Raw genomic sequence first — 23,335 nt, 5'->3', positions numbered from 1 at the left:
GCGCCCCGGCGCGACGAAGCACGGAGTTTCATGACCGAAGACACGCTGGCCTGGATCCTGATCATCGCCGGCTCCCTGGGCGCGCTCCTCGCCCTCGCCTTTGGCATCTGGGTGGGGCTCGGCTCTCCCGGCCTGTACGACAAGCACGCGCCGACGGGAAGGGCGCCGCGCGAGTCGCCCTGGCGCTGGTTGCTGGGAGGCCGCCGGCGCGCCCGCTTGAGCCGCTTCGACGCCGTGATGCGGGATACGGAGGGCGAGGAGGGAGAAGACGAGGGGGAAGAGCCCGAGCGGTACTCATCGAAACCGGACTTCAGTCGGGGGCGTCGCTTCAGGCGATGAGTTCGGGACGGTGAACTCGCCGGCGGACCGTCACGGACGGGTGCGCCGCATACTCCTGTGGGTGCTGCTCGCGAACGTGGCGGTGATCGCGGCGAAGTTGATCGTGGGACTGCGCACGGGATCGATCGCCGTGCTGGGCGACGCGGCCCACTCGGGCGTCGATGCGATCAACAACGTCGTGGGCCTCGCCGCGATGCGCCTCGCGGCCGCCCCGCCGGACGCCGAGCATCCCTACGGACACGGGAAATTCGAGACGCTCGCGGCGCTCGCCGTGGCGGCATTCCTCTCCGTCACCTTCTTCGAACTGGTACAGAGCGCGCTCGACCGTCTGATTCGGGGTGGCGCTCCGCCGGATATCGAGCCTGTGATGATGGGCGTGCTCGCCGCTGCGCTCGTCGTGAACGCGGCGGTCGCGCTGGGCGAAGCGAGGGCGAGCCGGAGGCTGTCGAGCGAAATCCTCGCGGCGGACGCGCGGCACACGGCGTCCGACGTCCTGGTTACCGCGGCAGTCCTGGCCGGGCTTGCGATCACCGACTGGACCGGCTGGGCCCCGGCCGATGCGTGGCTCGCCCTCGCCGTGGCGCTCGTGGTGGCCCGCTCCGGATACAAGATCTTCCGCGAGACCATCCCCGTCCTCGTCGACGAGCGAGCCGTCGATCCGCGGGAGATCGAGGGCGTGGCGAGCGGGGTGCCCGGCGTGCGGGCCGTGACCGGGGTCCGTTCGCGCGGCAAATCGGTCGGGCGCTTCGCGGAACTCACGATCCGGGTCGAACCCGCCGAAACGGCGGTCAGCGCCCACGAAATCGCCGATGAAGTGGAACGGCGGGTCGCCGCCCGGATCGGATTCACCGACGTGACCGTCCACGTCGAACCGCACATGAACTAAGGGTCTGCGCTCGGGGTTGGCTCGATCACCCAGAGACAGTACTCCTCCCCGAAGGCCTCGCACTGCGGGTGCGAAACGCTGCCCTCCCCGGCCCGATAAACTCGGAACGACTCCTCGATGATCCCCGACACGATCTCGCACCCGCTTCCGCCCCTGTCGGCCGTGGCCAAGACAGGGAGACCGCGTTTGATCGCGAGCCCGTTCATGTCCTTCGCGAGCCAGATCTTCGAGGAGGGGGTCAGGCGGCGGGCGATCTTCTTCACTCGTCGCCAGGCGAGGATCCGGCGGAGGCGGAGAGGGATCAACCGCCATCCCAGGCGCAGGGTCACCCGCCCACCGGGGCTAAATGCCTCATGCGTGACGCGGCGTCCCGCGGCGGCGAAGATCTCCGGAGCATCGACCCGCTTCGCGACGAGTTCGAACAGGCTCGCCACTTCGGCGGCGTGCACATCCCCGCCGTCCTCCTCGTAGCGGCGAATCTGCTTGAGCACGACACTCGAGAGCCCCAGCCGGCGCCGCAGGTTCAGGGAGAAGTCCACCTCCTCGAGTTCCCGCGGATCTTCGGGCGTGTCGAGGTCCCTGAGGGTGAGCAGGAGGACCAGCGGAATGCGAACGGGGACTTCGCCCTCGAACTCCCCGTCTTGTGCGCGCGGAGAATCAACCGGCATCATGGGTCGCAAGGCTACGGCGGCACTTCCGGGCCTGCAAGCGGCGCGGACGCCGGAGCCCCCCCTTTTAATGGGAGGCGTCATGAATGCACCCGTCTCGAAGGAAACCACCCACGCCGTGCTCCGGGTCACCGCCGGCCTCATGCTATGGCAGCACGGAGCCCAGAAGCTCCTCGGCATGTTCGGTGCGACCGCCGTCGAGTCCTGGATCGCGTGGCCGCGCGGCATCGCGGGCCTCATCGAGTTCTTCCTGCCGATCCTCATCATTCTCGGGGTCCGGACGCGGTGGGTCGCCTTCATCCTCACGGGGCACTTCGCGGTGGTCTACTGGTGGCGCCACTTCTTCGCGCGCGAGATGGAGTTCTGGCCGATCGTGAACGGCGGAGAACTCGCCATCCTGTACTGCGCCATCTTCCTCTTCCTGTGGACGACGGGCAACGGGAAGTTCAGCCTGGACCACATGGTCCCCGGTCCCGGCCGGGAAGACCAGGTGTCGTAAGTTGTTCGGCCGCCGTTCCGGCCCCATCTTGTGCGGCCGGACGGCGGCCTCCGCAGGGTGCCGCCGTCTCGTGCATCTCCCCGGAGTGATCCCTGGACGGAGCGGACCCTCGGCCCATGTACGACCCGATCGCCATCGAATCCCGGTGGCAGGCCTGGTGGGAGGAGAACGGGACGAACGAGCCCGACCTCGACGCCGCCGAGCGTCCGTTCTTCAACCTCATGATGTACCCCTATCCGTCGGCCGAGGGGCTCCACGTCGGGAACCTGTACGCCTTCACGGGGGCCGACATCTACGGGCGTTTCCGCCGCCTGCAGGGCGATGACGTCTTCGAGCCCATCGGATACGACGCGTTCGGCATCCATTCGGAGAACCATGCGCTAAAGGTCGACACGCACCCGATGGAGTTGATCCCCTCGAACGTCCGCAACTTCGAGCGGATGCTGAGGGCGGCGGGGCTCATGACGGACTGGTCCCGCACCGTCGATACGACGGATCCGCGCTACTACAAGTGGACGCAGTGGATCTTCATCCAGCTCTTCAGGGCGGGCCTGGCGGAGAAGAAGGAGGCCGCGGTCAACTGGTGCCCGAGGTGCAAGACGGTCCTTGCGAACGAACAGGTCATCGGCGGGCTGTGCGAACGGTGCGACGCCCCGGTCGAACAGCGGATGCTGAGCCAGTGGTTCTTCCGGATCACGGACTACGCACAGCGGCTGCTCGACAACCTGGACTGGATCGACTGGTCCGAGACCACGAAGACGGCCCAGCGCAACTGGATCGGCCGCTCCGAGGGCGCGCGGCTGCACTTCCCGCTCTCGGGCGCCGTTGCGGGTGCCGGGGATGGGGCGGAAGGCGAAGGGGACCGGATCGAGGTGTTCACAACCCGGCCCGACACGCTTTTCGGCGCGAGCTTCATGGTCCTGGCGCCGGAGCATCCCCTCGTCGAGCGGCTCACGACGGACGAGCGCCGCGCCGAGGTGGAGGCCTACGCGCGCGCCGCCGCCGCCGTCGACCTCGTGGAACGGCAGAAGACGGATGATCGGGAGAAGACCGGCGTCTTCACGGGCGGTTACGCGCGGAACCCGGCCACCGGGGAGGACATTCCCGTCTGGGTCGCCGATTACGTCCTCATGGACTACGGCACCGGCGCGATCATGGCCGTGCCCGGACACGATCAGCGGGACTTCGATTTCGCGCGCCGGTTCGGGTTGTCCGTCGTCCAGGTCGTGTGCTCCCGGGCGGCGCTCCCGGAGGGCGCGGATCCCGCGCACGTCGGGGGAGGCGAGGCGGAGGCCGCCTTCGTCGAGCACACTGCCGATGAGATCCTCGTGAACTCCGGGCGCTTCAGCGGGATGGAGGCCGACGCGGGCGGGCGCGCGATCACCGAGTGGCTTGCGGAGCGCGGGCTCGCGGCGGCGGAGGTCAACTACCGGCTGCACGACTGGTGCATCTCCCGGCAGCGGTACTGGGGGCCGCCCATCCCCATCATCTACTGCGACATCTGCGGTCCGGAGCCCGTGCCGGAGGAGGATCTCCCCGTCGTCCTCCCGTACGTGGAGGATTTCCGCCCCACCGAGACGGGCGTGAGTCCGCTCGCGCGCGACCCGGAGTTCCACGCGGCGACGTGTCCGGAGTGCGGCGCCGAGGGCCGGCGCGAGACCGATGTCTCCGACACCTTCCTCGACTCGGGCTGGTACTTCCTGCGCTATCCCTCGACCGAGTTCGACGACCGGCCGTTCGACCCCGACCGGACACGGAATTGGCTGCCCGTCAGCAGCTACATCGGAGGCGAGGAGCACTCCGTCCTCCACCTCCTCTACTCCCGCTTCCTCACGATGGTGCTGCACGACCTCGGGCACCTCGAGTTCGAGGAGCCGTACGACCGCTTCCGCAAGCACGGCCTGCTCATCAGGGACGGCGCCAAGATCTCGAAGTCGCGCGGCAACGTGATCCTCCCGGACGAGTACATCGCGCGATTCGGCGCGGACACGTTCCGCATGTACCTGATGTTCCTCGGCCCCTTCCAGCGGGGCGGAGATTTCCGCGACAGCGGCCTGGCCGGGCCCGAGCGGTTCCTGAAGAAGGTGTGGGACAGCGTGACGGCGGCGGCCGAGGCGGGGCGCACGGGATTCGACGATCCCGGCGTGGAGCGGGCGCTGCACGCCACGATCAGGCAGATCTCGGAGGACCTCGAAGCGCTGAGTTACAACACGGCGATCGCTGCCGCGATGGACTACCTGAACACGGTGCGCTCAGGCGGGCGCACGGCCTCGATCGACGAGGTGCGGCCGCTCGTGATCATGATCGCGCCGATGGCGCCCCACATCGCCGAGGAGCTGTGGGCCCGCCTCGGCGGCGAGTCGAGCATCTTCGATCACGCGGAGTGGCCGGCCTGGGACGAGAGCAAGCTCGTGGTGGACGAGGTCGAACTCCCGGTGCAGGTGAACGGTCGGCTGCGGGCGACGATCCGGGTCGCGCGCGGAGCCCCCGAAGAGGTCGTGCGCGAGGCGGCGCTGGCCGAGGCGAACGTGATCCGGCGCCTCGACGGGGTCGCGATCCGCAAGGTGATCCACGTGCCGGACCGCATGCTCAACCTCGTGGTTTCCTAGCACGTCGGCTGGCGCGAGCGCCCTACCACTCGACGGAGCCTTCCTCGCCCGCGTCGATGGAGGCGGCGGTGCCCTCCTCGCCGAAGAGGTAGATCCGCAGGTTCTTGTAGAGAAACTCGCGCGCCGCGGATTCGTGGAGCTTCAGACCGTAGTGGTTGATGAGGAGCATCTGCCGCTCCTTCCACTCCTCCCAGCACGGCGCGCAGATCTCGGCCACGATCCGCTCGCCGAGTTCGCTCGGGAACGGGACGCGCTCGACCCGGTCCGGGTCGTCGCGATCGCAGCGCACACAGACGAACGGTTCCGTCATCGTGAGCCTTCCGTGGTCTCGGAGCTGTCCCTTTGGCCGGGGCCCGTGTCCGCTGGACCCACGAGGCGCGTCAGAGCTTCCCACGGGTCGCCGCCGGCGACCTCCGTCATGAGTGCTTCGACGGAGGGCACCAGGGAGCCGTGCGACTCGTACACGCGCTCGAAGTCATCCAGCCTCGTGTAGTAGAGGAGCCGCGAGATCATCCACGCGTTGTCGAGGCCGTCCGGGTCGATCGAACCGTACCGCGCGTGGAGCCGCGGCTTGTACTCCGTCTCGAAGCGCCGGGCCGCCGCCTCGAACACCTCGCGTTTGGCCCTCCGCTTCGCGTCATCGGACAGGGTGGAGGCGTAGACCTCCTCCAGCGGCGCGAGGATCGAATGGAAGAAGCGGCCGAACGTGCGCGCGTCCTCCCACCTCCACTGCGCCCGCCGGCAGGTACTTTCGTCCGCGAGCGCCTCGCAGAAGAACTCGATGGCGCCGCGGTGCCCGACGAAGTTCGCGAAGCTCTCGTTGAAGTCCGCCTGGCCGGTGGGAAAGTACGTGCTGTGCGTGATCTCGTGGATCACGGTCTCGACGAGCCCCAGGCTGTCGAGCCGCAACGTCGTCGACATGATGGGGTCGGGGAACCAGCCCAGCGTCGAGAAGGCGGCGACCGGCCGGAGCGAGACGTCGTAGCCTTCCTCGGCCAGGCTGGCGGCCTCCGCGCGGGCATCGTCGAAGTCGAAGTATCCCTTGTAGGGGAGGTGGCCGACGATGGGGAACCACCACGTCTTCCAGCGCAGCCCGAACTCCGGGGCGGCGAGCACGTTCAGGACCAGCGTGTCGCGGTGGAGTTGCGAGAACGACTCGTAGCTCGCCCCCGCGCGCAGCCCCAGGTCGCGTTCCGCGAAGTCTCTCGCGTCGAGGACGAGCCGCAACTTGTCGCGGGTCTCGCGGGCCACGGTCGTGTCGTGAATCACGGCCCGGATGGGGCGGCGCGCCGCGAGAATGCGGGCCTCCTCCCAGCCGGCGCGCAGGACGTACGCCGGCGAGCAGCCCCCCGCGCTCAGCAGGAGCAGCACGAGCGTTGCGCGCGCGCGGGAGGGGGAGAGGCGGGCGCTCACCCGGCGCACCGTGCTCACGCGCACCTCACGTAGTGGAGGTGTTCCCGCACGTCGTCGCGCAGGTAGCTCCGTCGCGGGCCGTCGGCGTCGCTCCGGTAGCGGCGGTAGGCCCGGTCGTGGAACTCGTAGCTGTCGGGCAGGCCGCGTTCGCGCAGCGCCCCCTCGATGGCGGCGCGGTCCAGGTGCCCCTCGTCGTTGTAGCTGAACAGGATGTGGCGTCCGTCGGCGGCCTCCAGCACCTGCCGGAGGGCGTCCGCGGCCCGGTTCTTCCGGCACCAGTCCGAGCGCTGCGCCTCGTCGGGTATGAGTCCCGTCTTTCCCCGGATCTCCGGCGGCGTGGCCCAGCCGAGCGCGAGGAGTTCGGGGATGTGATAATACGCGGGATATTGCCGGCCGTTGTAAGGGGGGTCGAGATAGACGAGATCGACGGGACCGATGGATTGCAGGAGACGGGCGGCGGGTCCGCGGAACGCGCTGCAGGCGCCGGCTCCTGCCCGGCGCGAGGTCGGTTCGATCGGACGGAGTTCGAGCGGTCGCAGCGCGTTCGGCTGCATGGTTTTTACGAACGAGGCGTACACGCCGGTCGTGTTCGCCACCCGGTCGGCGGCCTCGATGAGTGTTGCTATCAGGAGTTGGGCCGCGGCTTCGCTGTGGGAGGACCCGCGGGTCCAGCGCTCGATCCGCGTCCGGACCCGGTCGATCTTCCGTCCGTTCTCGGGGGAGAAGTACATGCGCCCGTGCTCCCGGCCGGCGGCTCCGTCGCTCGTGTAGTGTTCGGAGATGAACCCACGGCGGCCCGATCCCTCCCCGCCCGCGAGATCGCCGCCGTCGACATCCCCGGGATCACCGAGTTCGGCCAGCCCCTCGAGCAGGGCGTGGTAGCCGATCTCCCGCTTTCCGTTGCGGGCCGCCGCCGGGAGGAGCGAGGCCGGATACCGCGGGTGCCCGTCGAGTTGGACCCGCGCGACCTGGAGGGCGTAGGACGACGCCATCAGGTCGCCCGCATGGACCTGCCAGCCCTTCTCCTTGAGCGCCGCCGACACGCTGGCGGTGCCGGCGAACGGGTCGCATGCGACGCCGGGCGTCTCCTGGAACCGGTCCACGGTCTCCAGCAGGAAGGGGACGAGCTTCGTTTTGTTCCCGAGATAGCGCACGCGGGAGAATATGGAGACGGGATGCGGGCGAAAAGCTCCGGGGGGGCGTCGTGAACGCCGGGGCCCGTCTCACGGGAGCGGCGACCGGCGTCGCGCTCGCCGCGGCGCCCCTGCTTCGGCGCGCCCGCCCGGACCTCGCCCGGGCGCTCGCGGCTCGGCAGCGCGCCACCGCGGAGCTCGCCGCGTGGGGACGGAGCCGGGAGCCCGGGCCGCTCGTGTGGCTGCACGGCGCCTCCGCCGGCGAGCTGCTCGGCGCCGCGCCGGCCATCCGGGGTCTGCGTGGCTCACGGTCCGGGTCGCGCGGCGGCGCGCGGGCACAGCTCCTCGTCACGCACGGCTCGCCGTCGGGCAGGGCAGCACTCGCGTGGCTGGACCCGGATCATTCGGGCCCGCCGCCGCTCGACCGGGCGCGCGACTGCGATGCGGCGTTCGCCGCGGTGCGGCCCGGCCTGCTCGTGTTCGCGAAGCTGGACGTGTGGCCCGGACTCGTGGCCGCGGCCGGACGGGCCGGGGTGCCCGCCGCGCTCATCAACGGCACCGTCCGCGATGGGAGCCGGCGCTCCGGCGCCCTCGCCCGCCGGCTCTTCCGCGCGTCGTATGCGCGCCTGGACGCGGTCGGCGCCGCGACCCCGGAGGACGCGCGGCGACTCGAAGCGCTCGGCGTCCGGCCGGGGGCGCTCGCGGTGACGGGGGACGGGGCGTTCGACGTGGCGCTCGAACGGGCGGACCGCGCCCGCGCCGACGGCTCGGCCGCGTCTTTCCGCGATGCGCTCGGTGCGGCGGACGGGGCGGCCCCGCGGCTCGTCGCCGGCTCCACGTGGCCCGCGGACGAACGCGCGGTGCTCGATGCCGCGGCGGCCGTGCGGCGGGAAGGCGGCCCGGGCTGGCAGCTCGTGATCGCGCCGCACGAGCCGACCGCCGCGCACGTCGACGCCTTGGTCGCGTCGTGCGCGGCCCGCGGGGAACGCGCGGTGCGCTGGAGCACGATCGGCGATGCCGCCGCGGGGCCCGACGCCTCCGTCATCGTCTTCGACGAAGTGGGCCGGCTCGCGGAGCTGTACGCGGCGGGCGATGCGGCCTATGTCGGCGGCGGCCTGGGAGGCACCGGGCTCCACAACGTGCTCGAGCCCGCCGCGGCCGGGCTGCCCGTCGTCTTCGGCCCGCGCCACGACCGGGCCGACGCCCGCGCCCTCGCGTCCGCAGGCGGCGGGCTCGTCTCTCCGGCCGGCGCGCTCGCGGACACCCTGACCGGGCTGGCCGACCCGCTTCGCCGCCGGCGCCACGCCCGGGCCGCCCGGGCGTTCGTCGAAGCGGGATCCGGCGCCGCCTCCCGTACGGCGGACCTCCTGCGCCTGCTCTGGCCGTCCTGACCTGCGGCCGCGAGCGCCGACGGCTGCCCGTGGCGCTCCTAGCGTCTCTCCGCCCAGAGCTTCGGGCCGAACACGAACCAGAGCACGCTGCCGACGATGGGGCAGAGGAAGATCACGGCCACCCAAAGCGTCTTCTCTCGCCTCGGCGCCTTGGAAAGCGCGGTGATGCCGGTCGCCCACAGGTTCAGCGCCACGAGAAGGGCCACGAGCACAAGGCGCATATCCAGCGCCGCCGCCCAGTCCAGCACGGCGTTCATGCGGCGGCCGTCGGCTTCTGGAACTGGAGGCGGTGGAGTTGCGCGTAGAGGCCGCCGCTCTCGAGCAGCGAATCGTGCGTGCCGGATTCGCTGATGCGTCCGTGGTGAAGTACGAGGATGCGGTCGGCCCCCCGGATGGTGGAGAGCCGGTGCGCGATGACGAGACTCGTCCGTCCCTCCATCAGGCGCTCCAGCGCCGCCTGGATCTCGGCCTCGATCTCCGAGTCCACCGAACTCGTCGCCTCGTCCAGGAGCAGGATGGGCGGATCCCCGGCGAGGGCGCGGGCGAAGGACACCAGCTGGCGCTCGCCGACGGACAGGTTCCCGCCCCGCTCGCTCAGCGGCTCGTCGTACTTCTTCGGCAGCCGCGCGAGGTGCCGGTCGACCCCGACCTGACGGGCCGCCTCCCGGATCTCATCCCGCCCCACCGCCTCGCGGTCGAGCGCGATGTTGTCCGCGGCGGAGCCCGAGAAGAGATAGACGTCCTGCAGCACGAGGCCCATCCGGTGCCGAAGGTCGGCGAGCCGGAGTTCCCGGATGTCGACCCCGTCGAGCAGAATGCGCCCGCGTTGCGGCTCGTAGAAGCGCATGAGGAGGCTGAACAGCGTCGTCTTGCCCGCTCCCGTCGCTCCGACGACCGCGAGCCGCTGTCCCGGCTCCGCCGTGAAGCTGATGCCGCGCAGCACCCAGCCGTCATCCGGCGCGTCCTCGTCGAGCCGCCCCTCCGCCCCTTCCCAGGCCGCGGCGTGGGCCAGGTGGGGCGTCGTGACCCCCGCCGCATCTTCCTCCGGCGACAGATACCGGAACCAGACGTCCTCGAACTCGATGCGGCCCTTCACCTCTCTCGGAAGATCCGTCGGGTCCGCCGGGTCCTCGATCCCCGGCGCCTCGTCCAGGAGCCGGAAGATCCGCTCCGAACTCGCCATCGCCCCCTGCAGGATGTTGTACTTCTCCGACAGATCCTGGATGGGGCGGAAGAATCGCCTCGCGTACTGCAGGAAGGCCGCGATGACCCCGATCGTGAGCGTCCCCTCGAGGGCCTGGTTGCCTCCGTACCAGATGATGAGCGCGAGCGCGACGGACGCGAGCACCTCGACGACGGGGAAGAAGAGCGCGTAGTACGTGATCGAGCGCAGGTGGGCCTCGAGGTGGTCATCGTTGATCTCGCCGAACCAGCGCGTGGCCGACCGCTCCTGCCGGAACAGCTGCACGACGCGCACCCCCGTGATCCGTTCCTGCAGGAAGGCGTTGATGCGGGCGAGCCGGATCCTGATGTCGCGGTACGCCTCGCGCACCTTCTTCCGGAAGAGCCACGCGGCCACGAACACGAGGGGAAGGACCGCGAACGTCACGAGGGCGAGCCGCCAGTCCATCACGAGCATGGCGATCATGATGAAGGCGACCGTGAAGACGTCCCCGAAGATCGTGACGACCCCGGAGGTGAACATCTCGTTCAGGACCTCGACGTCGCTCGTGAGCCGCGTCATCAGGCGTCCCACCGGGTTCCGGTCGAAGTACGCGAGCCGGAGGCGCTGCAGGTGCCGAAAGATCTCCTGCCTCAGGTCGAGCATCACGTTCTGCCCGATCCACGTGGTCAGGATCGTGCGCCCGTACTCCAGAAGTCCGGAGAGGAGGAGCGAGACGAAGAAGAGGATCGCAAGGCTGCGGATGGCGCCGAAATCGCCGTCCGGGATCGCGTGGTCGATGACCTCCATCGTCAGCCAGGGGCCGACGAGCGCGAGACCCGAGGCGGCCACGAGCATCAGCACGGCGATCGCGACCCTGCCCCGGTACGGCCGCAGGTACGCGAGCAGACGCCTCATGAGGCGGGCGTCGTACGCCTTCCCGAGCGCTTCTTCTTCCTGGAGGGGACCGTCCGGCGCTTGCATGCCCCATAGTACGAACTCGCCGCCTGCGGTCCAATCAGGTTGGCGCGCCCCGTCGCCGCCGGCCATCATGCTCCCATGAGCGACCGGATCCGGGTCCGAGGCGCCCGGCAGCACAACCTCAAGGGCATCGACATCGACATCGAGCGTGGGGCCCTCACCGTCCTCACGGGGCCCTCCGGCTCGGGAAAATCCAGCCTCGCCTTCGACACGATCTATGCCGAGGGACAGCGGCGGTACATCGAGTCGCTCTCCACCTACGCGAAGCAGTTCCTCGAGCGGATGCCGAAGCCCGACGTCGATCTCGTCGAGGGCGTCAGTCCCTCCGTCGCCATCGACCAGAGCAACCGCGTGCAGTCGAGCCGCTCCACCGTCGGCACGATCACGGAGGTCTACGACTACCTGAGACTCCTGTGGGCGCGCGTTGGGACAACCGTGTGTCCGGAGTGCGGGCGTTCCGTCGTGCCGGACACCGTGACGTCGGCCACCGACGTGCTCCTCGAGTCCGGTCCGGACGCGCGGCTGGCCATCGCCTTCCCCATCCCCCGCGAAGAGCGCACGGACGGCGAGAGGGTGGTGGAGAACCTCAGGGCGCGGGGGTACGTCCGCGTTCTCGCCGACGGTCGCGAACTCTACCTGCCGGACATCGATCTGGAGAAGGAGGAGGAAGGCGCGGGGGACGAGGTTCGGGTGCTGACTCGGGCCCGCGAGGCGCTCGTGATCGTGGACCGGGTCGGATCCCGCCCGGAGGACCGCGAACGGATCGCGGATTCGCTGGCCGCGGCCTTCGCCGAGGGGAGGGGCGCCGCCGTCGCGCTCCTCTGGCGGCGCGGGGCCGGGGCGCCCGAGCGCCGCGACTTCGAAGAGGCCCATCGCTGCGGAGTCTGCGGCCTCGCGTTTCCGCGGCCCACCCCCCAGCTGTTCAGCTTCAACAGCCCCGCCGGAGCATGCGACACCTGCACGGGGTTCGGCGCCGTGCTCGAGTACTCCCCCCAACTCATCGTGCCCGACCCGGGCCGTTCGCTGGACGAAGGGGCCCTCGATCCATGGTCGAAGCCCCGTTACCGGCGCGAGCGCCGCCGCCTGAGAGAGTTTGCCGCCGCCTCCGGACTCGACGCGTCCCTCCCGTGGGAGGCGCTTCCCGACGAGGGCCGCGACGTCCTGTTGAACGGGGGAGAGTACGCGGGGAAACGCTTCCGGGGCGTCATCCCCTTTCTCCGCTCGAAGGAAAAAAAGCGGTACAAGGCGTACATCCGCGTCTTTCTGCGCCAGTATCAGCTTCCCGAGTTGTGTTCCGGCTGCGAGGGGTACCGGCTGAAGCCGGAGTCGCTGAACGTCCGTGTGGGGGAGCGGCACGTCGCCGAAGTCGCCCGGTGGACCGTGAAGGAGATCTCCGGCTGGCTCGCGGCGGGACTCGACCTCACCCCGTTTCAACGCGAGGTCGCGTCGACGATCCTGCGCGAACTCGGGCACCGGATGTCGTTTCTCGAGGAAGTCGGACTCGGGTATCTGACGCTGGACCGGCAGGCCCGATCCCTCTCCGGGGGGGAGATGCAGAGGATCCGCCTCGCGAGCTGTCTCGGGAGCCGGCTCGTCAGCACGCTCTACGTCCTCGACGAACCCACGATCGGCCTCCATCCGCATGATATTTATGCGTTCACCGGCGTCCTCGAGCGGCTCGCGAGCCGCGGGAACACCGTCCTCGTCGTCGAGCACGAGCCCGCGGTGCTGGAGAGGGCCGACCGCATCGTCGAACTGGGGCCCGGGGCCGGGGAGCAGGGCGGCGAGATCGTGTTCGAGGGCGGCTGGGACGACATCCTCACCTCGGAGACCGGTACGGGAGAGGCCCTCGCGCGGCGGGCGACCGCCGCCGGGAAGGGCGCGGCGCCGTCGAGAGGCGGCCCCCGACTCGTCCTGCGCGGCGCCCGCCTGCACAACGTTCGGGATGTGGATGTGGCGATTCCGCTCGGGTCGCTCACGCTCGTCACCGGCGTCTCCGGCTCCGGGAAGTCGACGCTCATCCGCGGCGTGCTGTACCACGCCCTCGAACGGGAGATCACGGACCGCTCCTCCGCCAAGCCGCACCTGGGCGAGCCCGCCGGCTCCTGGGACCGGCTCGAAGGCGCGGAGTTCCTGGAGGACGTCGTGCTCGTCGACCAGCGGCCGATCGGCCGCACGCCGCGCTCGAACCCGGCGACCTACATCGGAGCCTTCACGGCGCTGAGGAACGCATACGCCGCCCTGCCGGAAGCCCGCTCCCGCGGATACGAGGCGGGGTATTTCTCCTTCAATCGTCCGGGCGGGCGCTGCGAGCGCTGCAAGGGCGCCGGAGAGGAGACGGTGGAGATGGTCTTCCTGGCCGACGTTTCCGTGCCCTGCGAGGCGTGCGGGGGGTCGCGCTACCGCCCCGAGGTGCTCGAAATCGAGATCCGCGGCCGCTCGATCCGCGACGCCCTCGACATGACCGTGGACGAAGCGATTCGCTTCTTCATCCGGCACGACCGTCTCGGAGCGCGGTTGTGGCAGCTGCAACGAGTGGGTCTCGGATATCTTCGGCTCGGCCAGCCGGCCACGACGCTCTCCGGAGGGGAGGCGCAGCGCCTCAAGATCGCCCGGGAGCTCGCGCGGCGGGGAGGCGCGGGCCGCAGGCTGTACATCCTCGACGAGCCGACCGTCGGCCTCGGGGTGGCGGAAGTCGGCACCCTCGTCGCCGTGCTGCGGGAGCTCGTGGGAGAGGGGCACGCCGTCGTCGTCGTCGAACACAACCTCGACGTCGTCGCGGAAGCCGACTGGGTCATCGACATGGGGCCCGGGCCGGCGGAGGACGGAGGCCGCATCGTGGCCGCGGGTCCGCCCGCCGTCATCGCGGAGTCCGAGGCCTCGCTCACGGGCGCCTTCCTCCGTGCGCGGGCAGAGCGGCTCGGGCGCGACGCGGCCGTCGCCGGCGCCGGGTCGGCGTGACCGGAGCGGGCGCGCCGCGCGTCTCCATCCTCCTGCCGTGCCGGGACGCCGAACCGTTCCTCGGCGCGTGCATCGAGAGTCTCGCCGCGCAGTCCGAGCCGCGCTTCGAGGTGCTCGCGCTCGACGACGGTTCGCGGGACGGCACCGGGTCGCTGCTCCGGGCGTGGGCGGAACGGGACGGTCGCGTCCGCCTCGTCGAGCGCGACGGTTCGGGGATCGTCGCGGCGCTGCGCCGGCTCTCCGGCGAGGCGCGGTCGCCGCTCCTCGCCCGCATGGACGCCGACGACGTGGCGCGCCCCGGCCGACTGGCCGCGCAACTCCGCCTCCTGGCCCGGCACCCGGACATCGCCGCGTGCGGCGCGGGAGTCCGCTACTTCCCCCGGCCCCGGCGCGGCTCGGGCTATCTCCGCTACGAGCGCTGGATCAACGGGCTCACCGAACCCGCCGCGGTCGAGCGGGATCTGTTCGTCGAATGTCCGATCGCCCACCCCACCCTGATGGTGCGGCGCGACGCCTTCGAGGCCGTCGGCGGCTACCGCGACACCGGGGGACCGGAGGACTACGACCTCATCCTGCGGCTGTCCGCGGCGGGCCGCCGCATGACGAACGTACCGCGGGTCCTCCACGAGTGGCGGCTGGGTCCGCACCGGCTGTCGGAGCGGTCGGACCGCTACGGTCCCGATGCGTTCCGGCGTCTGAAGATCGCGTACCTCGCGAACGGCCGCATACCGGCGGGACGGCCGCTCGTGATCTGGGGCGCCGGCAAGGTCGGCAAGGCCTTCGCGCGCGGCTGGATCGAACAGGGCGGCTCCGCGAGTCGCGCGCGCCCGGTGGAGGCGTTCGTGGACCTGGATCCCCGCAAGATCGGGCAGAGCATCCACGGAGCCGTCGTCCTTCGCCCGGAGAATCTCCCGGCGTTCGGCGCGCCCGCCCGCCCGTACATGCTCCTCGCGGTCGGGACGCCGGGCGCCCGGCACGAGATCCGGGAAGCGCTGGAGGCGCTGGGTTTTGCGGAGATCGAGGACTACCGGGCCGTGGCCTGATCGTCGAGCACTTCCCACGTCACCTCATCGAACTCCCGCAACAGCTCCGCGCCGTAGGCGGAAGACGGGGTCTGGTAGCCCGGCTTGAAGTCTCCCGCGAGCGCGAGTCCCGCGATGGCGACGCCCGCCGTCGCGGTGAAGCCGTAGGGGTCCGGTACCCGCGCGCGCGCCGCCGCCCGCCTCCCCTCCGCGTCTTCGATCTCCGCGACCAGAATCGCGTGCGCTGTCCGGCGTGCCGATTCGCTCGGCCCCTCCGGCGCGCGGTCGACGAGGCGGCCCAGCAGCGCCTTCCCCGCCCGTCCGGCCAGCAGCGGGCCGAAGCCGCGGAGGATCCTCGTCAGGCGCACGAAGGTGCGGGTCGCCTGAACGTAGGTCTCGATATTCCGTATGCCGGTGGAATGAAAGGCCGTCGACACATCGCCCAGCACGCTCACGAACGCGGCGCGCGGCGGAGGCCCGAAGTCGAACGCGTGACGCAGCTCACCGGGTCGCACCCTCGCGATCACTCCATCGCGCCGGATCCGAAACTCCCCCATTCCCTCCACGATCGTGCGCATCGTGCCGCGGGAGGCATCGCTGCGGGCCGCGAGGCCCAGCCTCAGGGTCCGGCCGCCCGGATGCCGCATGGCGAGGTCCGCGATGAGGCAGTCGCTCGGGACGACGTCGAACCCGACGCCCGGCATGATCATGGTGCCCGCCTCGGCGGCCTCCGCCCCGCGCGCGGCCAGGGCCTCGAACACATCGATCTCTCCGGTGATGTCGAGATAGTGCGTGCCCGTCCTCACGCAGGCCTCGTACATCGGGAGAGCCGTGCGCGAAAACGGGCCCGCGCAGTGGAGGACGACCGAAACATCCTCCAGCGCGCCGGCCAGCGTATCCGGGCGGTCCAGCCCGAAGGCCCGGGTCTCCAGACCGCGCGCCCCGGCGGTCGCCGACGCCAGCGCGGCGAGCTTCTCCGGGTCCCGGCCGCCGGCGACGAGGCTCAGCCCGGCCCGGACGGCCTCGGCGACGGCGAGCCGCCCGGTGTATCCCGTGGCGCCGTAGATGAGCAGTTTCGGTTCACGCATGTCCCCAAACTACGGAGCGACTCGCCATGCGTCTGCTGCTGTTCAGCGATCTGCACACCGACCTCACGGCCGCCGCGTCGATCGTCGAGCGGGCGGCCGACTTCGACGCGGTCGTCGGAGCCGGCGACTTGGCGGTGAAGCGGCGCGGCCTGGCCGGGATCGTCGAAGTTCTGGCCGCGATCGAGACCCCCACCGTCCTCGTCCCCGGAAACGGCGAATCCGCCGAGGAACTTTCCGACGCGTGCGACGGCTGGCCGGCGGCTCATGTCCTGCACGGAACGGGCGTCGAGATCGGCGGCGTGCCCTTCTTCGGCCTCGGCGGCGGGGTGCCGGTGACGCCCTTCGGCGCATGGAGCTACGACTTCACGGAAGACGAAGCCCGGAACCTCCTCGCGCCGTGCCCCGAGGGCGCCGTGCTCGTGTCCCACTCCCCTCCGCTTGGCCACGCGGACACCGCCGCGTCGGGTCGGCACGTGGGCAGTACAGCCGTCCTCGAAACCATCGAACGGACCCGTCCCCGCCTCGTCGTCTGCGGCCACATCCACGACTCTTGGGGCGTCCGCTCCCGAGCTGGCAACACCCCCGTCGTGAACGCCGGTCCCAAGGGGATCGAATGGCTCCTCGAGTGACCCGGGAGTGCCTGGGTGTAATTCAGCTCCGGGCGGCCCGCTCCTCGCCGATGGTCTCCGGCACGGGGATGCCGAAGGCAAAGCCCTCCAGCCTGGCCACGGATGTGCGCGTCCCGGCCACTTCCTTGCGGAGTTCAGCGATCTCGCCGCGCAGGCCCTTGATCTCGCTCCGCATCTCGCCGCGCAGGCTCTTCATTTCGCCCCGCACCTCGCCGTGCCGGCCGTGGATCTCACCGCGCAGCTCGTCCCGGACGCCGTGGATCTCGGTCCGAAGCTCGTCCCGGAAGCCGTGGATCTCCCCCCGTAGCTCATCACGCAGCCCATCGCACCTGCCGACGATCTCGCTCTTCACCTCCACGCGGGTATCGGCCAGCTCCACGCGGGTATCGGCGAGGTCGCCGGCCAGCCGGTCGAACTTCCGGTCGAGCTTGCGGGAGTTCCACTCCAGCCTCACGCCCACGCCGAGGATCGCCACGACCACGGTGATGATTCCGATCACGTCAAATCCCATCTTCCCAAACGTCCCCGCCGAAGGTTCATGGTGGCGCGCGCTCCGCCACCGTTCCAACGCCAACCTCCGGCCGCCCATCAATGTGGGGTCAACCGGGAATCCGGTTCAAGCGGAGTCCCGTCCCCGCCTCGTCGTCTGCGGCCACATCCACGACTCCTGGGGCGTCCGCTCCCGGGCCGGTCACACTCCGGTCGTGAACGCCGGTCCGGCCGGGATCGAATGGCGTCTCGAAAGTCGCGGAACGCCCCGAAATCCGGTAGATTAGAGGGTCTCACCGAGTGCGGCCGCACTCCTCCGGAGCTGCCAATGGCCGCCGCGTCCTCGAGGATCTCGAAAACGCCAGTTCCAGCGGGAATCCATGACCACCGAGAGCATAGAACGCGTCGAGCAGAGACCGCTCGAAGAAGAGATGCGCGAATCGTTCATCGACTACTCGATGAGCGTCATCGTACAGCGTGCCCTTCCCGACGTCCGCGACGGCCTGAAGCCGGTCCACCGGCGGATCCTGTACGCGATGCACGAGGCCGGCCTCGGCCCGACCCGACCCTACAGAAAGAGCGCGACCGTCGTCGGCGACGTGATCGGCAAATACCACCCGCACGGCGACTCGGCCGTCTACGATTCGCTCGTCCGGATGGCGCAGGAGTTTTCGCTCCGCTATCCGCTCGTCGACGGGCAGGGCAACTTCGGGTCCGTGGACGGCGACTCCGCCGCGGCCTACCGCTATACCGAGGCCCGGCTCCACGGATTCGCGAGCGAACTGCTCGGCGACATCGACAAGGACACGGTCGACCACACGCCGAACTTCGACGACCGGCTGCAGGAGCCGACGGTTCTGCCCTCCGCGCTCCCCAACCTTCTCGTCAACGGCTCGTCGGGCATCGCGGTGGGCATGGCGACGAACATCCCCCCGCACAACCTCCGCGAGGTGGCCGCCGCCTGTCACCGCCTCATAGAGGCGCCCGACACGACGCTCGACGAGTTGATGGAGATCATCCGCGGTCCCGACTTCCCCACCGGGGGCACCATCTTCGGCGGGGCCGGGATCCGCGAAGCCTACCGACTGGGCCGCGGCCGGGTCGTGATGCGCGCGAAGGCCGACATCGAGGAGGGACGGGACGGCCGCGACCGCATCATCGTCCGCGAAATCCCCTTCATGGTGAACAAGACCCGCCTCATCGAGCAGATCGCGGGTCTCGTGCGCGACAAGAAGGTCACGGACATCTCCGACCTCCGGGACGAGTCCGACCGCGACGGGATCCGGGTCGTCATCGAACTGAAACGCGACGCGGTGCCGCAGATCGTCCTGAACCAGCTCTTCAAGGGCACGCAGCTGCAGTCAACGTTCGGCGTCATCATGCTCGCGCTCGTCAACGGCGAGCCGCAGGTGATGGACCTCAAGACGATGCTCGGGCACTTCCTCGAGCACCGGCACGAGGTCGTCGAGCGGCGGACGCGTTTCGAGTACGGCGTGGCGAAGGACCGGGAACACGTCCTCGAGGGGCTCAAGGTCGCGGTCGACCACATCGACGAGGTCATCCGCATCATCCGCGCCTCACCAGAGACCGAGGTCGCGGGCGCGGAGCTCCGGTCGGCCTTCGATCTCAGCGAACGCCAGGCCGACGCGATCCTGAACATGCGCCTCGCGCGCCTCACGGGTCTCGAGATCGAGAAACTCGAGGAGGAGCTGGAGAAGGTCCGCGCGCGCCGGCAGGAACTCGAGACCATCCTCGCCTCGCGCGACCGGCGGATGGAGATCGTCGGGGAGGAGCTTTCGACCCTCGTCGACAAGTTCGGCGACGAGCGCCGCACCGAGATCGTGCCCGACACCTCGGACCTCACGGACGAGGACCTCATCGCCGAAGAGCGGATGGTCATCACCGTCTCGCACTCCGGCTACATCAAGCGCATCGAGCCTGCGGTCTACCGGGCGCAGCGGCGCGGCGGGCGCGGGATCGCGGGCATGGGCACGAAGGAAGAGGACTGGGTGGAGCACCTCTTCCTCGCCTCGACCCACGACTACCTCCTCATCTTCACGACCGCGGGCCGCATGTACTGGCTCAAGGTGTACCAGATCCCGCTCGCACGCCGGACGGCGCGCGGGAAGCCGATCGTGAACCTGCTGAGGATGGAGAAGGGCGAGAAGATCGCCTCCATCGTCAGGGCGCGCGAGTTCTCGGCCGACCGCTTCCTCATCTTCGCGACACGCCGGGGCCTCGTGAAGAAGACAAGCCTCGCCGAGTATCGGAACGTGCGTGCGCCGGGTCTGCGCGCCATCCACATCCTCGAGGACGACCGGCTCATCGATGTGAAGCTGAGCGACGGCTCGAACGATGTGCTTCTCGCCACGCGGCGGGGGAGAGCGATCCGATTCTCCGAGGGAGACGTGCGGGAAGTCGGAAGGATCGCACAGGGCGTGCGCGGCATCAGACTACAGGAGCGGGACACCGTCGTCGGAATGGTGGTCGCGCGGCGGGGCGGTTCCCTCTTGACCGCGACGGATCTCGGCATCGGCAAGCGGAGCAACGTCACGGACTATCGACTCACGAGACGCGCTGCACAGGGAGTGATCAACCTGAAGATCACCGCGAGGTCGGGTGAGGTGGCGGCGATCCGCGAAGTGACGGACGACGACGAGTTGATGTTCGTGACCCGCAACGGCGTCATCAACCGGCAACGGGCGGAGGAGATCCGCGTGATGGGTCGCAACACCCAGGGCGTGCGGCTGGTTTCCCTCGACGAGGGCGATGAGTTGATGGATGTCGCGAGCCTGATCGATCCGATCGGAACGGATCCGGCGGCGGACGACGATGCCGAGGCCGAAGCTCCTGACGGTGCCGAGGCCGCTGACGTCGAGGCCGGCGCTGACGTCGAGGCCGGCGACGTCGAGGACGCCGAGTGACCGGCGCGACCGCGACGCTCGTTTCACTCGCCGACGTCGAAGCCGCGCACGAGCGGATTCGCGGCGCGGTCCGGCGCACGCCTTTGATCCATGCCCCGTTCCCGCGGGCGGGCGGGCGCGGCGCGACCGATGCGCCGGACGGCGTGTGGCTGAAGTGCGAGAACCTCCAGCGCGTCTCCGCCTTCAAGGCGCGCGGCGCGTACAACTACGTGAGCCGGCTCTCGCCGGAAGAGCGGGACGCCGGGCTCCTCACCTACTCGTCCGGCAATCACGCACAGGCGGTGGCGTGGGCCGCCCGGGCGTTCGGCGTGCCGGCGCGGATCGTGATGCCCGTCGATGCGCCCGACGTGAAGCGGGAGGCGACGATCGCCCTCGGGGCGGAGGTCGAACTCGAAGGCACGACGTCGTCCGAGCGCAAGGCGCGCGCCGAGCAGATTCAGCGGGAACTCGGCGGGACGATGGTGCCGCCGTTCGACGACCCGGACATCATCGCGGGGCAGGGGACCGTAGCGCTCGAGCTCATCGAGCAACTCGGCTCCCGGGAACCGGGGATGGTGCTGGCTCCGATCGGCGGCGGCGGGCAGCTGTCGGGCGTCGCCGCCGTCGTGCGGCGCCGGTGTCCGGAGGCCGAAGTGATCGGCGTCGAGCCCGCGGGGGCGGCCTCGATGCTGCGCTCGCTCGAGCACGGCGCGCCCGTCACCCTCGACCGCGTATCCACCGTCGCCGACGGCCTCAAGCCGGTACGCCCCGGCGACCTCACCTTCGCCCACTGCCGCGACCTGGTGGACCGCGTCATCACGGTCGACGACGAGGCGATCCGGGACGCCGTGCGCTGGCTCTTCGGCCTGCGGCTCGTGGTGGAGCCCTCCGGAGCGGCCACGGTGGCCGCGCTGCTCAACGGCGCGGTGACGCCCGCGGCACGGGGAGAGACCGTGGCGATCCTCTCCGGCGGCAACATCGAGCCCGCGCTCCTCGCGGACTGGATCGGCGGTTGATGATCTCCAACGGGGCCGGCGCCTCGAAGCTCGTGTTGTTCGACATCGACGGGACGCTGGTTCACGCGGCGGGAGTCGGCCGCTCGGCCATCGAGGGCGCGATGATCGAGGTGTACGGGACGCCCGGACCCATCGACGATCTCCCCTTCGACGGGATGACGGACCCTCAGATCGTGAGCACGCTCCTCCGCGCCGAAGGCCTGTCGGAGGACGAGATCGCGCCGGAGTTCGACCGCCTCTGGCCCGTGTATGCGGCGCGGCTCGAAGACGAGATCGACGAGCGGCGCGACCGGATGCGCCCGACGCCGGGCGTCCCCGAGATCCTCGATGCGCTCGAGGCGGAGGGGGCGGCGCTCGGCCTTCTGACGGGCAACATCGTCGCCGGCGCCGAGGGCAAGCTCTCGGCGGTCGGGCTCTGGCGCCGTTTTCCCTTCGGCGCCTTCGGCTGCGACGACGCGGACCGGAACCGCCTGCCGCCGATCGCGCTCGAGCGGGCCTTCCGCCATACGGGAACGCGCTACGGTCCCGGCCGCACCTGGATCGTCGGGGACACCCCGCACGACATCGAGTGTGCCCGCGGGTCCGGCCTGTCCGTGCTCGGCGTGGCCACCGGACGCTTCTCCGTGGACGATCTCCACCGGGCCGGCGCCGACGAAGTCCTCCCCTCGCTCCGGGACACCGGCCGCGCGATGTCGGCCCTGGCAGGCGCATGAACCGGGGCTCGAAGGGCGACCCGAAGGCCTATCGATTCGACGTCCGCCTCGCGGGCGAGCCGGTGCGGCCGCAGGTCTCCGTCGTCTGTACGCCGGCCGGGGTTCACTTCGAGGACCGGCAGATCCCGCTCGCATCCGTCTTCTGGGTATCGAGGCGCGCCGGCCTCATTCTCGTCTTTGCCCGGCAGGAAACCGTCGCCTTCTTCGGGGAGAGCGGAGACCTGGAGGACTTCGCCCGCAACGTGGAACGGGGCAGCGATGTGGCGGGCCGGCGGTCCCTCCTCCGGCCACTGGCCGCGGACGTCGTCGTGTGTACCGCCGGCACCGAGATCACCGGGAGGATCGGCGACGCGCCCCTCGAGGGGCTCTACCTCGCGGTGTTCACGAGGCGGGGGCTGCACCTCTTCGCTGAAGAGCACGAGTACACCCTGCGCTGGCCGACCGAGCACGCGGCCGAGGCTGCCGACGCTGCCGACGCTCGTGGAGATGGCCGCCCCGTCCTCGAACTCGCCAAGGGGGACGCGTCCTTCGAGATTCGCTATCTCTTTCAGGAGGAAATCCGCGCCGTCCTGGAGGTCGCCGGCACCGTCCCGGCGCCTCCGGACACCGACGACGCGCTGGAAATGTTCGACAAGGGGGAGGTCGCGCGCCCGGTGCGGGCGCGACTGCCGGATTTCTCCGTGGGCGCGGACACGCTGCAACAGGTGTGCGAGGCGGCGGTCGACCGCGTGCGGATCGACCCTTCGATCGGCGAGAGCTTCGATCGGCGCTACTTCGAGCGGCACTTCCGGACGCTCGGTGAGATGGCGCTCGGGCCCCTCATGCTGCGGCGCTCCGCCGCGCTCGAAGCCGACTCCGTCGTCGGCGCCGTTCAGGCCATGGATGCGGAGCAGATGCGGCAGGACGCGATCGCCGCGTTTCGCGGTGTCGCGGAAGAGTTGGTGCGAGTGTACGCGGCCGAGGTACAGGCCATCGTCAGGACCAGGCGTCTCGACCGGGACAAGGGCGAGAAGGCGTTGTCCGCCGCCGGCGAACCCGCCTTGCGGGAGACGACGTCGAAGTACATCGATGCCCTGAACCCGGCGTTCGACGCCACCCTGGCCCGGCAGCAGCTCCTCCTGCAGCAGTTGCACGCGCGCGATCTCGCACCGCCCGAGGCGGAGGAAGCGAGCGTCGAGGAGGCGATCCGGGCCTGGAAGGACGAGGTGACGAAGCTCGACAGAGCGTACGTGTCCGCAGCCGCCGCGGCGCTCGTCGAAATCGGGGCCCTGTGGTCCGATCGCATGATCCCCGGTCTCCGGGCGCTGGCAGCCCTTCGAGCCCGACGCTTGTCGAAGCGGGGCCGATGGGCGATTCTCGCGATAGTGGCGTTCTTCGTCGCTGCAGCGCTGGCCTGGTTGGCCCGCGACCTGATCTAGGACAGGGAGTACGAG

The 23,335-nt window shown here is 70.3% G+C and carries 20 protein-coding genes; 12 read left to right on the top strand and 8 right to left on the bottom strand.

Going from position 1 to position 23,335, the window contains the following annotated elements:
- Window positions 1-30 precede the first annotated feature (30 nt).
- Together ACQY5G_RS01240 and ACQY5G_RS01235 are read left to right on the top strand one after the other, a co-directional pair.
- Window positions 31-339, top strand: coding sequence for a hypothetical protein (locus tag ACQY5G_RS01240; protein ID WP_428276250.1), 309 nt, complete (start codon window positions 31-33; stop codon window positions 337-339).
- 10 nt (window positions 340-349) lie between these two features.
- Window positions 350-1,225, top strand: a complete 876-nt coding sequence (locus ACQY5G_RS01235) for a cation diffusion facilitator family transporter (RefSeq protein ID WP_428276248.1) — start codon at window positions 350-352, stop codon at window positions 1,223-1,225.
- Here the strand turns inward: ACQY5G_RS01235 and ACQY5G_RS01230 are convergent.
- Entirely contained in the window at window positions 1,222-1,896 is a 675-nt protein-coding gene (locus ACQY5G_RS01230) for a hypothetical protein (protein WP_428276246.1), read from the bottom strand. The genes ACQY5G_RS01235 and ACQY5G_RS01230 overlap by 4 nt on opposite strands.
- Before the next feature lie 79 nt (window positions 1,897-1,975).
- On the opposite strand from ACQY5G_RS01230, the gene ACQY5G_RS01225 reads away from it, so the two are divergent.
- On the top strand, window positions 1,976-2,392 hold the full coding sequence (locus tag ACQY5G_RS01225) for a DoxX family protein (protein WP_428276244.1): 417 nt from the start codon (window positions 1,976-1,978) through the stop codon (window positions 2,390-2,392).
- Window positions 2,393-2,508: 116 nt separating this feature from the next.
- Window positions 2,509-5,001, top strand: coding sequence for a leucine--tRNA ligase (leuS, locus tag ACQY5G_RS01220; RefSeq protein ID WP_428276242.1), 2,493 nt, complete (start codon window positions 2,509-2,511; stop codon window positions 4,999-5,001).
- Window positions 5,002-5,023: 22 nt separating this feature from the next.
- On the opposite strand, the gene ACQY5G_RS01215 is transcribed toward leuS, so the two are convergent.
- Genes ACQY5G_RS01215 through ACQY5G_RS01205 form a run of 3 tightly spaced genes read right to left on the bottom strand, consistent with a single transcriptional unit; the run spans window position 5,024 to window position 7,568 of the window.
- Window positions 5,024-5,311, bottom strand: a complete 288-nt coding sequence (locus ACQY5G_RS01215; protein ID WP_428276240.1) for a Fe(2+)-trafficking protein — start codon at window positions 5,309-5,311, stop codon at window positions 5,024-5,026.
- Window positions 5,308-6,432, bottom strand: coding sequence for an aminopeptidase (locus ACQY5G_RS01210; protein WP_428276238.1), 1,125 nt, complete (start codon window positions 6,430-6,432; stop codon window positions 5,308-5,310). The genes ACQY5G_RS01215 and ACQY5G_RS01210 overlap by 4 nt, the downstream gene beginning before the upstream one ends.
- A complete protein-coding gene (locus tag ACQY5G_RS01205) occupies window positions 6,429-7,568 on the bottom strand; it encodes a DNA adenine methylase (protein ID WP_428276236.1) in 1,140 nt (379 codons plus the stop codon). Before ACQY5G_RS01205 ends, ACQY5G_RS01210 begins: the two co-directional genes overlap by 4 nt.
- A gap of 50 nt (window positions 7,569-7,618) precedes the next feature.
- Here ACQY5G_RS01205 and ACQY5G_RS01200 point away from each other — a divergent pair, with 50 nt between their 5' ends.
- A complete protein-coding gene (locus ACQY5G_RS01200; protein ID WP_428276234.1) occupies window positions 7,619-8,938 on the top strand; it encodes a 3-deoxy-D-manno-octulosonic acid transferase in 1,320 nt (439 codons plus the stop codon).
- 38 nt (window positions 8,939-8,976) lie between these two features.
- On the opposite strand, the gene ACQY5G_RS01195 is transcribed toward ACQY5G_RS01200, so the two are convergent.
- Both ACQY5G_RS01195 and ACQY5G_RS01190 read right to left on the bottom strand, forming a co-directional pair.
- Window positions 8,977-9,195 carry a PLD nuclease N-terminal domain-containing protein gene (locus ACQY5G_RS01195; protein WP_428276232.1) on the bottom strand — a complete coding sequence of 73 codons (219 nt, stop codon included), beginning with the start codon at window positions 9,193-9,195 and terminating at the stop codon, window positions 8,977-8,979.
- Window positions 9,192-11,084, bottom strand: a complete 1,893-nt coding sequence (locus ACQY5G_RS01190; RefSeq protein ID WP_428276230.1) for an ABC transporter ATP-binding protein — start codon at window positions 11,082-11,084, stop codon at window positions 9,192-9,194. The genes ACQY5G_RS01195 and ACQY5G_RS01190 overlap by 4 nt, the downstream gene beginning before the upstream one ends.
- 75 nt (window positions 11,085-11,159) lie before the next feature.
- Between ACQY5G_RS01190 and uvrA the strand changes: the two genes are divergently transcribed.
- Window positions 11,160-14,042, top strand: coding sequence for an excinuclease ABC subunit UvrA (gene uvrA, locus ACQY5G_RS01185; RefSeq protein WP_428276228.1), 2,883 nt, complete (start codon window positions 11,160-11,162; stop codon window positions 14,040-14,042).
- Complete coding sequence (locus ACQY5G_RS01180) at window positions 14,039-15,085, top strand: glycosyltransferase (protein ID WP_428276226.1); 1,047 nt, start codon at window positions 14,039-14,041, stop codon at window positions 15,083-15,085. Before uvrA ends, ACQY5G_RS01180 begins: the two co-directional genes overlap by 4 nt.
- Here ACQY5G_RS01180 and ACQY5G_RS01175 read toward each other — a convergent pair.
- Entirely contained in the window at window positions 15,067-16,152 is a 1,086-nt protein-coding gene (locus ACQY5G_RS01175) for a saccharopine dehydrogenase family protein (RefSeq protein WP_428276224.1), read from the bottom strand. The two genes, ACQY5G_RS01180 and ACQY5G_RS01175, sit on opposite strands and share 19 nt — an antisense overlap.
- A 26-nt stretch (window positions 16,153-16,178) precedes the next feature.
- Here ACQY5G_RS01175 and ACQY5G_RS01170 point away from each other — a divergent pair, with 26 nt between their 5' ends.
- Entirely contained in the window at window positions 16,179-16,781 is a 603-nt protein-coding gene (locus ACQY5G_RS01170) for a metallophosphoesterase family protein (protein WP_428276222.1), read from the top strand.
- Between the two features lie 22 nt (window positions 16,782-16,803).
- Here ACQY5G_RS01170 and ACQY5G_RS01165 read toward each other — a convergent pair whose 3' ends face one another.
- Window positions 16,804-17,280 (bottom strand): hypothetical protein, encoded by a 477-nt coding sequence (locus tag ACQY5G_RS01165; RefSeq protein WP_428276220.1) that lies wholly within the window; start codon window positions 17,278-17,280, stop codon window positions 16,804-16,806.
- A 370-nt stretch (window positions 17,281-17,650) separates the two neighbouring features.
- Between ACQY5G_RS01165 and gyrA the strand changes: the two genes are divergently transcribed.
- Genes gyrA through ACQY5G_RS01145 form a run of 4 tightly spaced genes read left to right on the top strand, consistent with a single transcriptional unit; the run spans window position 17,651 to window position 23,320 of the window.
- Window positions 17,651-20,194, top strand: coding sequence for a DNA gyrase subunit A (gene gyrA / locus ACQY5G_RS01160; protein ID WP_428276218.1), 2,544 nt, complete (start codon window positions 17,651-17,653; stop codon window positions 20,192-20,194).
- The gene (locus ACQY5G_RS01155) at window positions 20,191-21,189 is read left to right on the top strand and encodes a threonine ammonia-lyase (RefSeq protein ID WP_428276216.1); all 999 of its coding nucleotides are present in this window, start codon (window positions 20,191-20,193) and stop codon (window positions 21,187-21,189) included. The genes gyrA and ACQY5G_RS01155 overlap by 4 nt, the downstream gene beginning before the upstream one ends.
- On the top strand, window positions 21,189-21,902 hold the full coding sequence (locus ACQY5G_RS01150) for an HAD family hydrolase (protein WP_428276214.1): 714 nt from the start codon (window positions 21,189-21,191) through the stop codon (window positions 21,900-21,902). Before ACQY5G_RS01155 ends, ACQY5G_RS01150 begins: the two co-directional genes overlap by 1 nt.
- Complete coding sequence (locus ACQY5G_RS01145; protein ID WP_428276212.1) at window positions 21,899-23,320, top strand: hypothetical protein; 1,422 nt, start codon at window positions 21,899-21,901, stop codon at window positions 23,318-23,320. The genes ACQY5G_RS01150 and ACQY5G_RS01145 overlap by 4 nt, the downstream gene beginning before the upstream one ends.
- Window positions 23,321-23,335 lie beyond the last annotated feature (15 nt).

It is taken from the genome of Candidatus Palauibacter sp. (assembly GCF_965261555.1).
In the GTDB taxonomy this organism is placed as follows: Bacteria; Gemmatimonadota; Gemmatimonadetes; order Palauibacterales; family Palauibacteraceae; genus Palauibacter.
The sequence above is the reverse complement of the archived record's forward strand: the minus strand, read 5'-3'. Positions and strand labels throughout refer to the sequence as shown.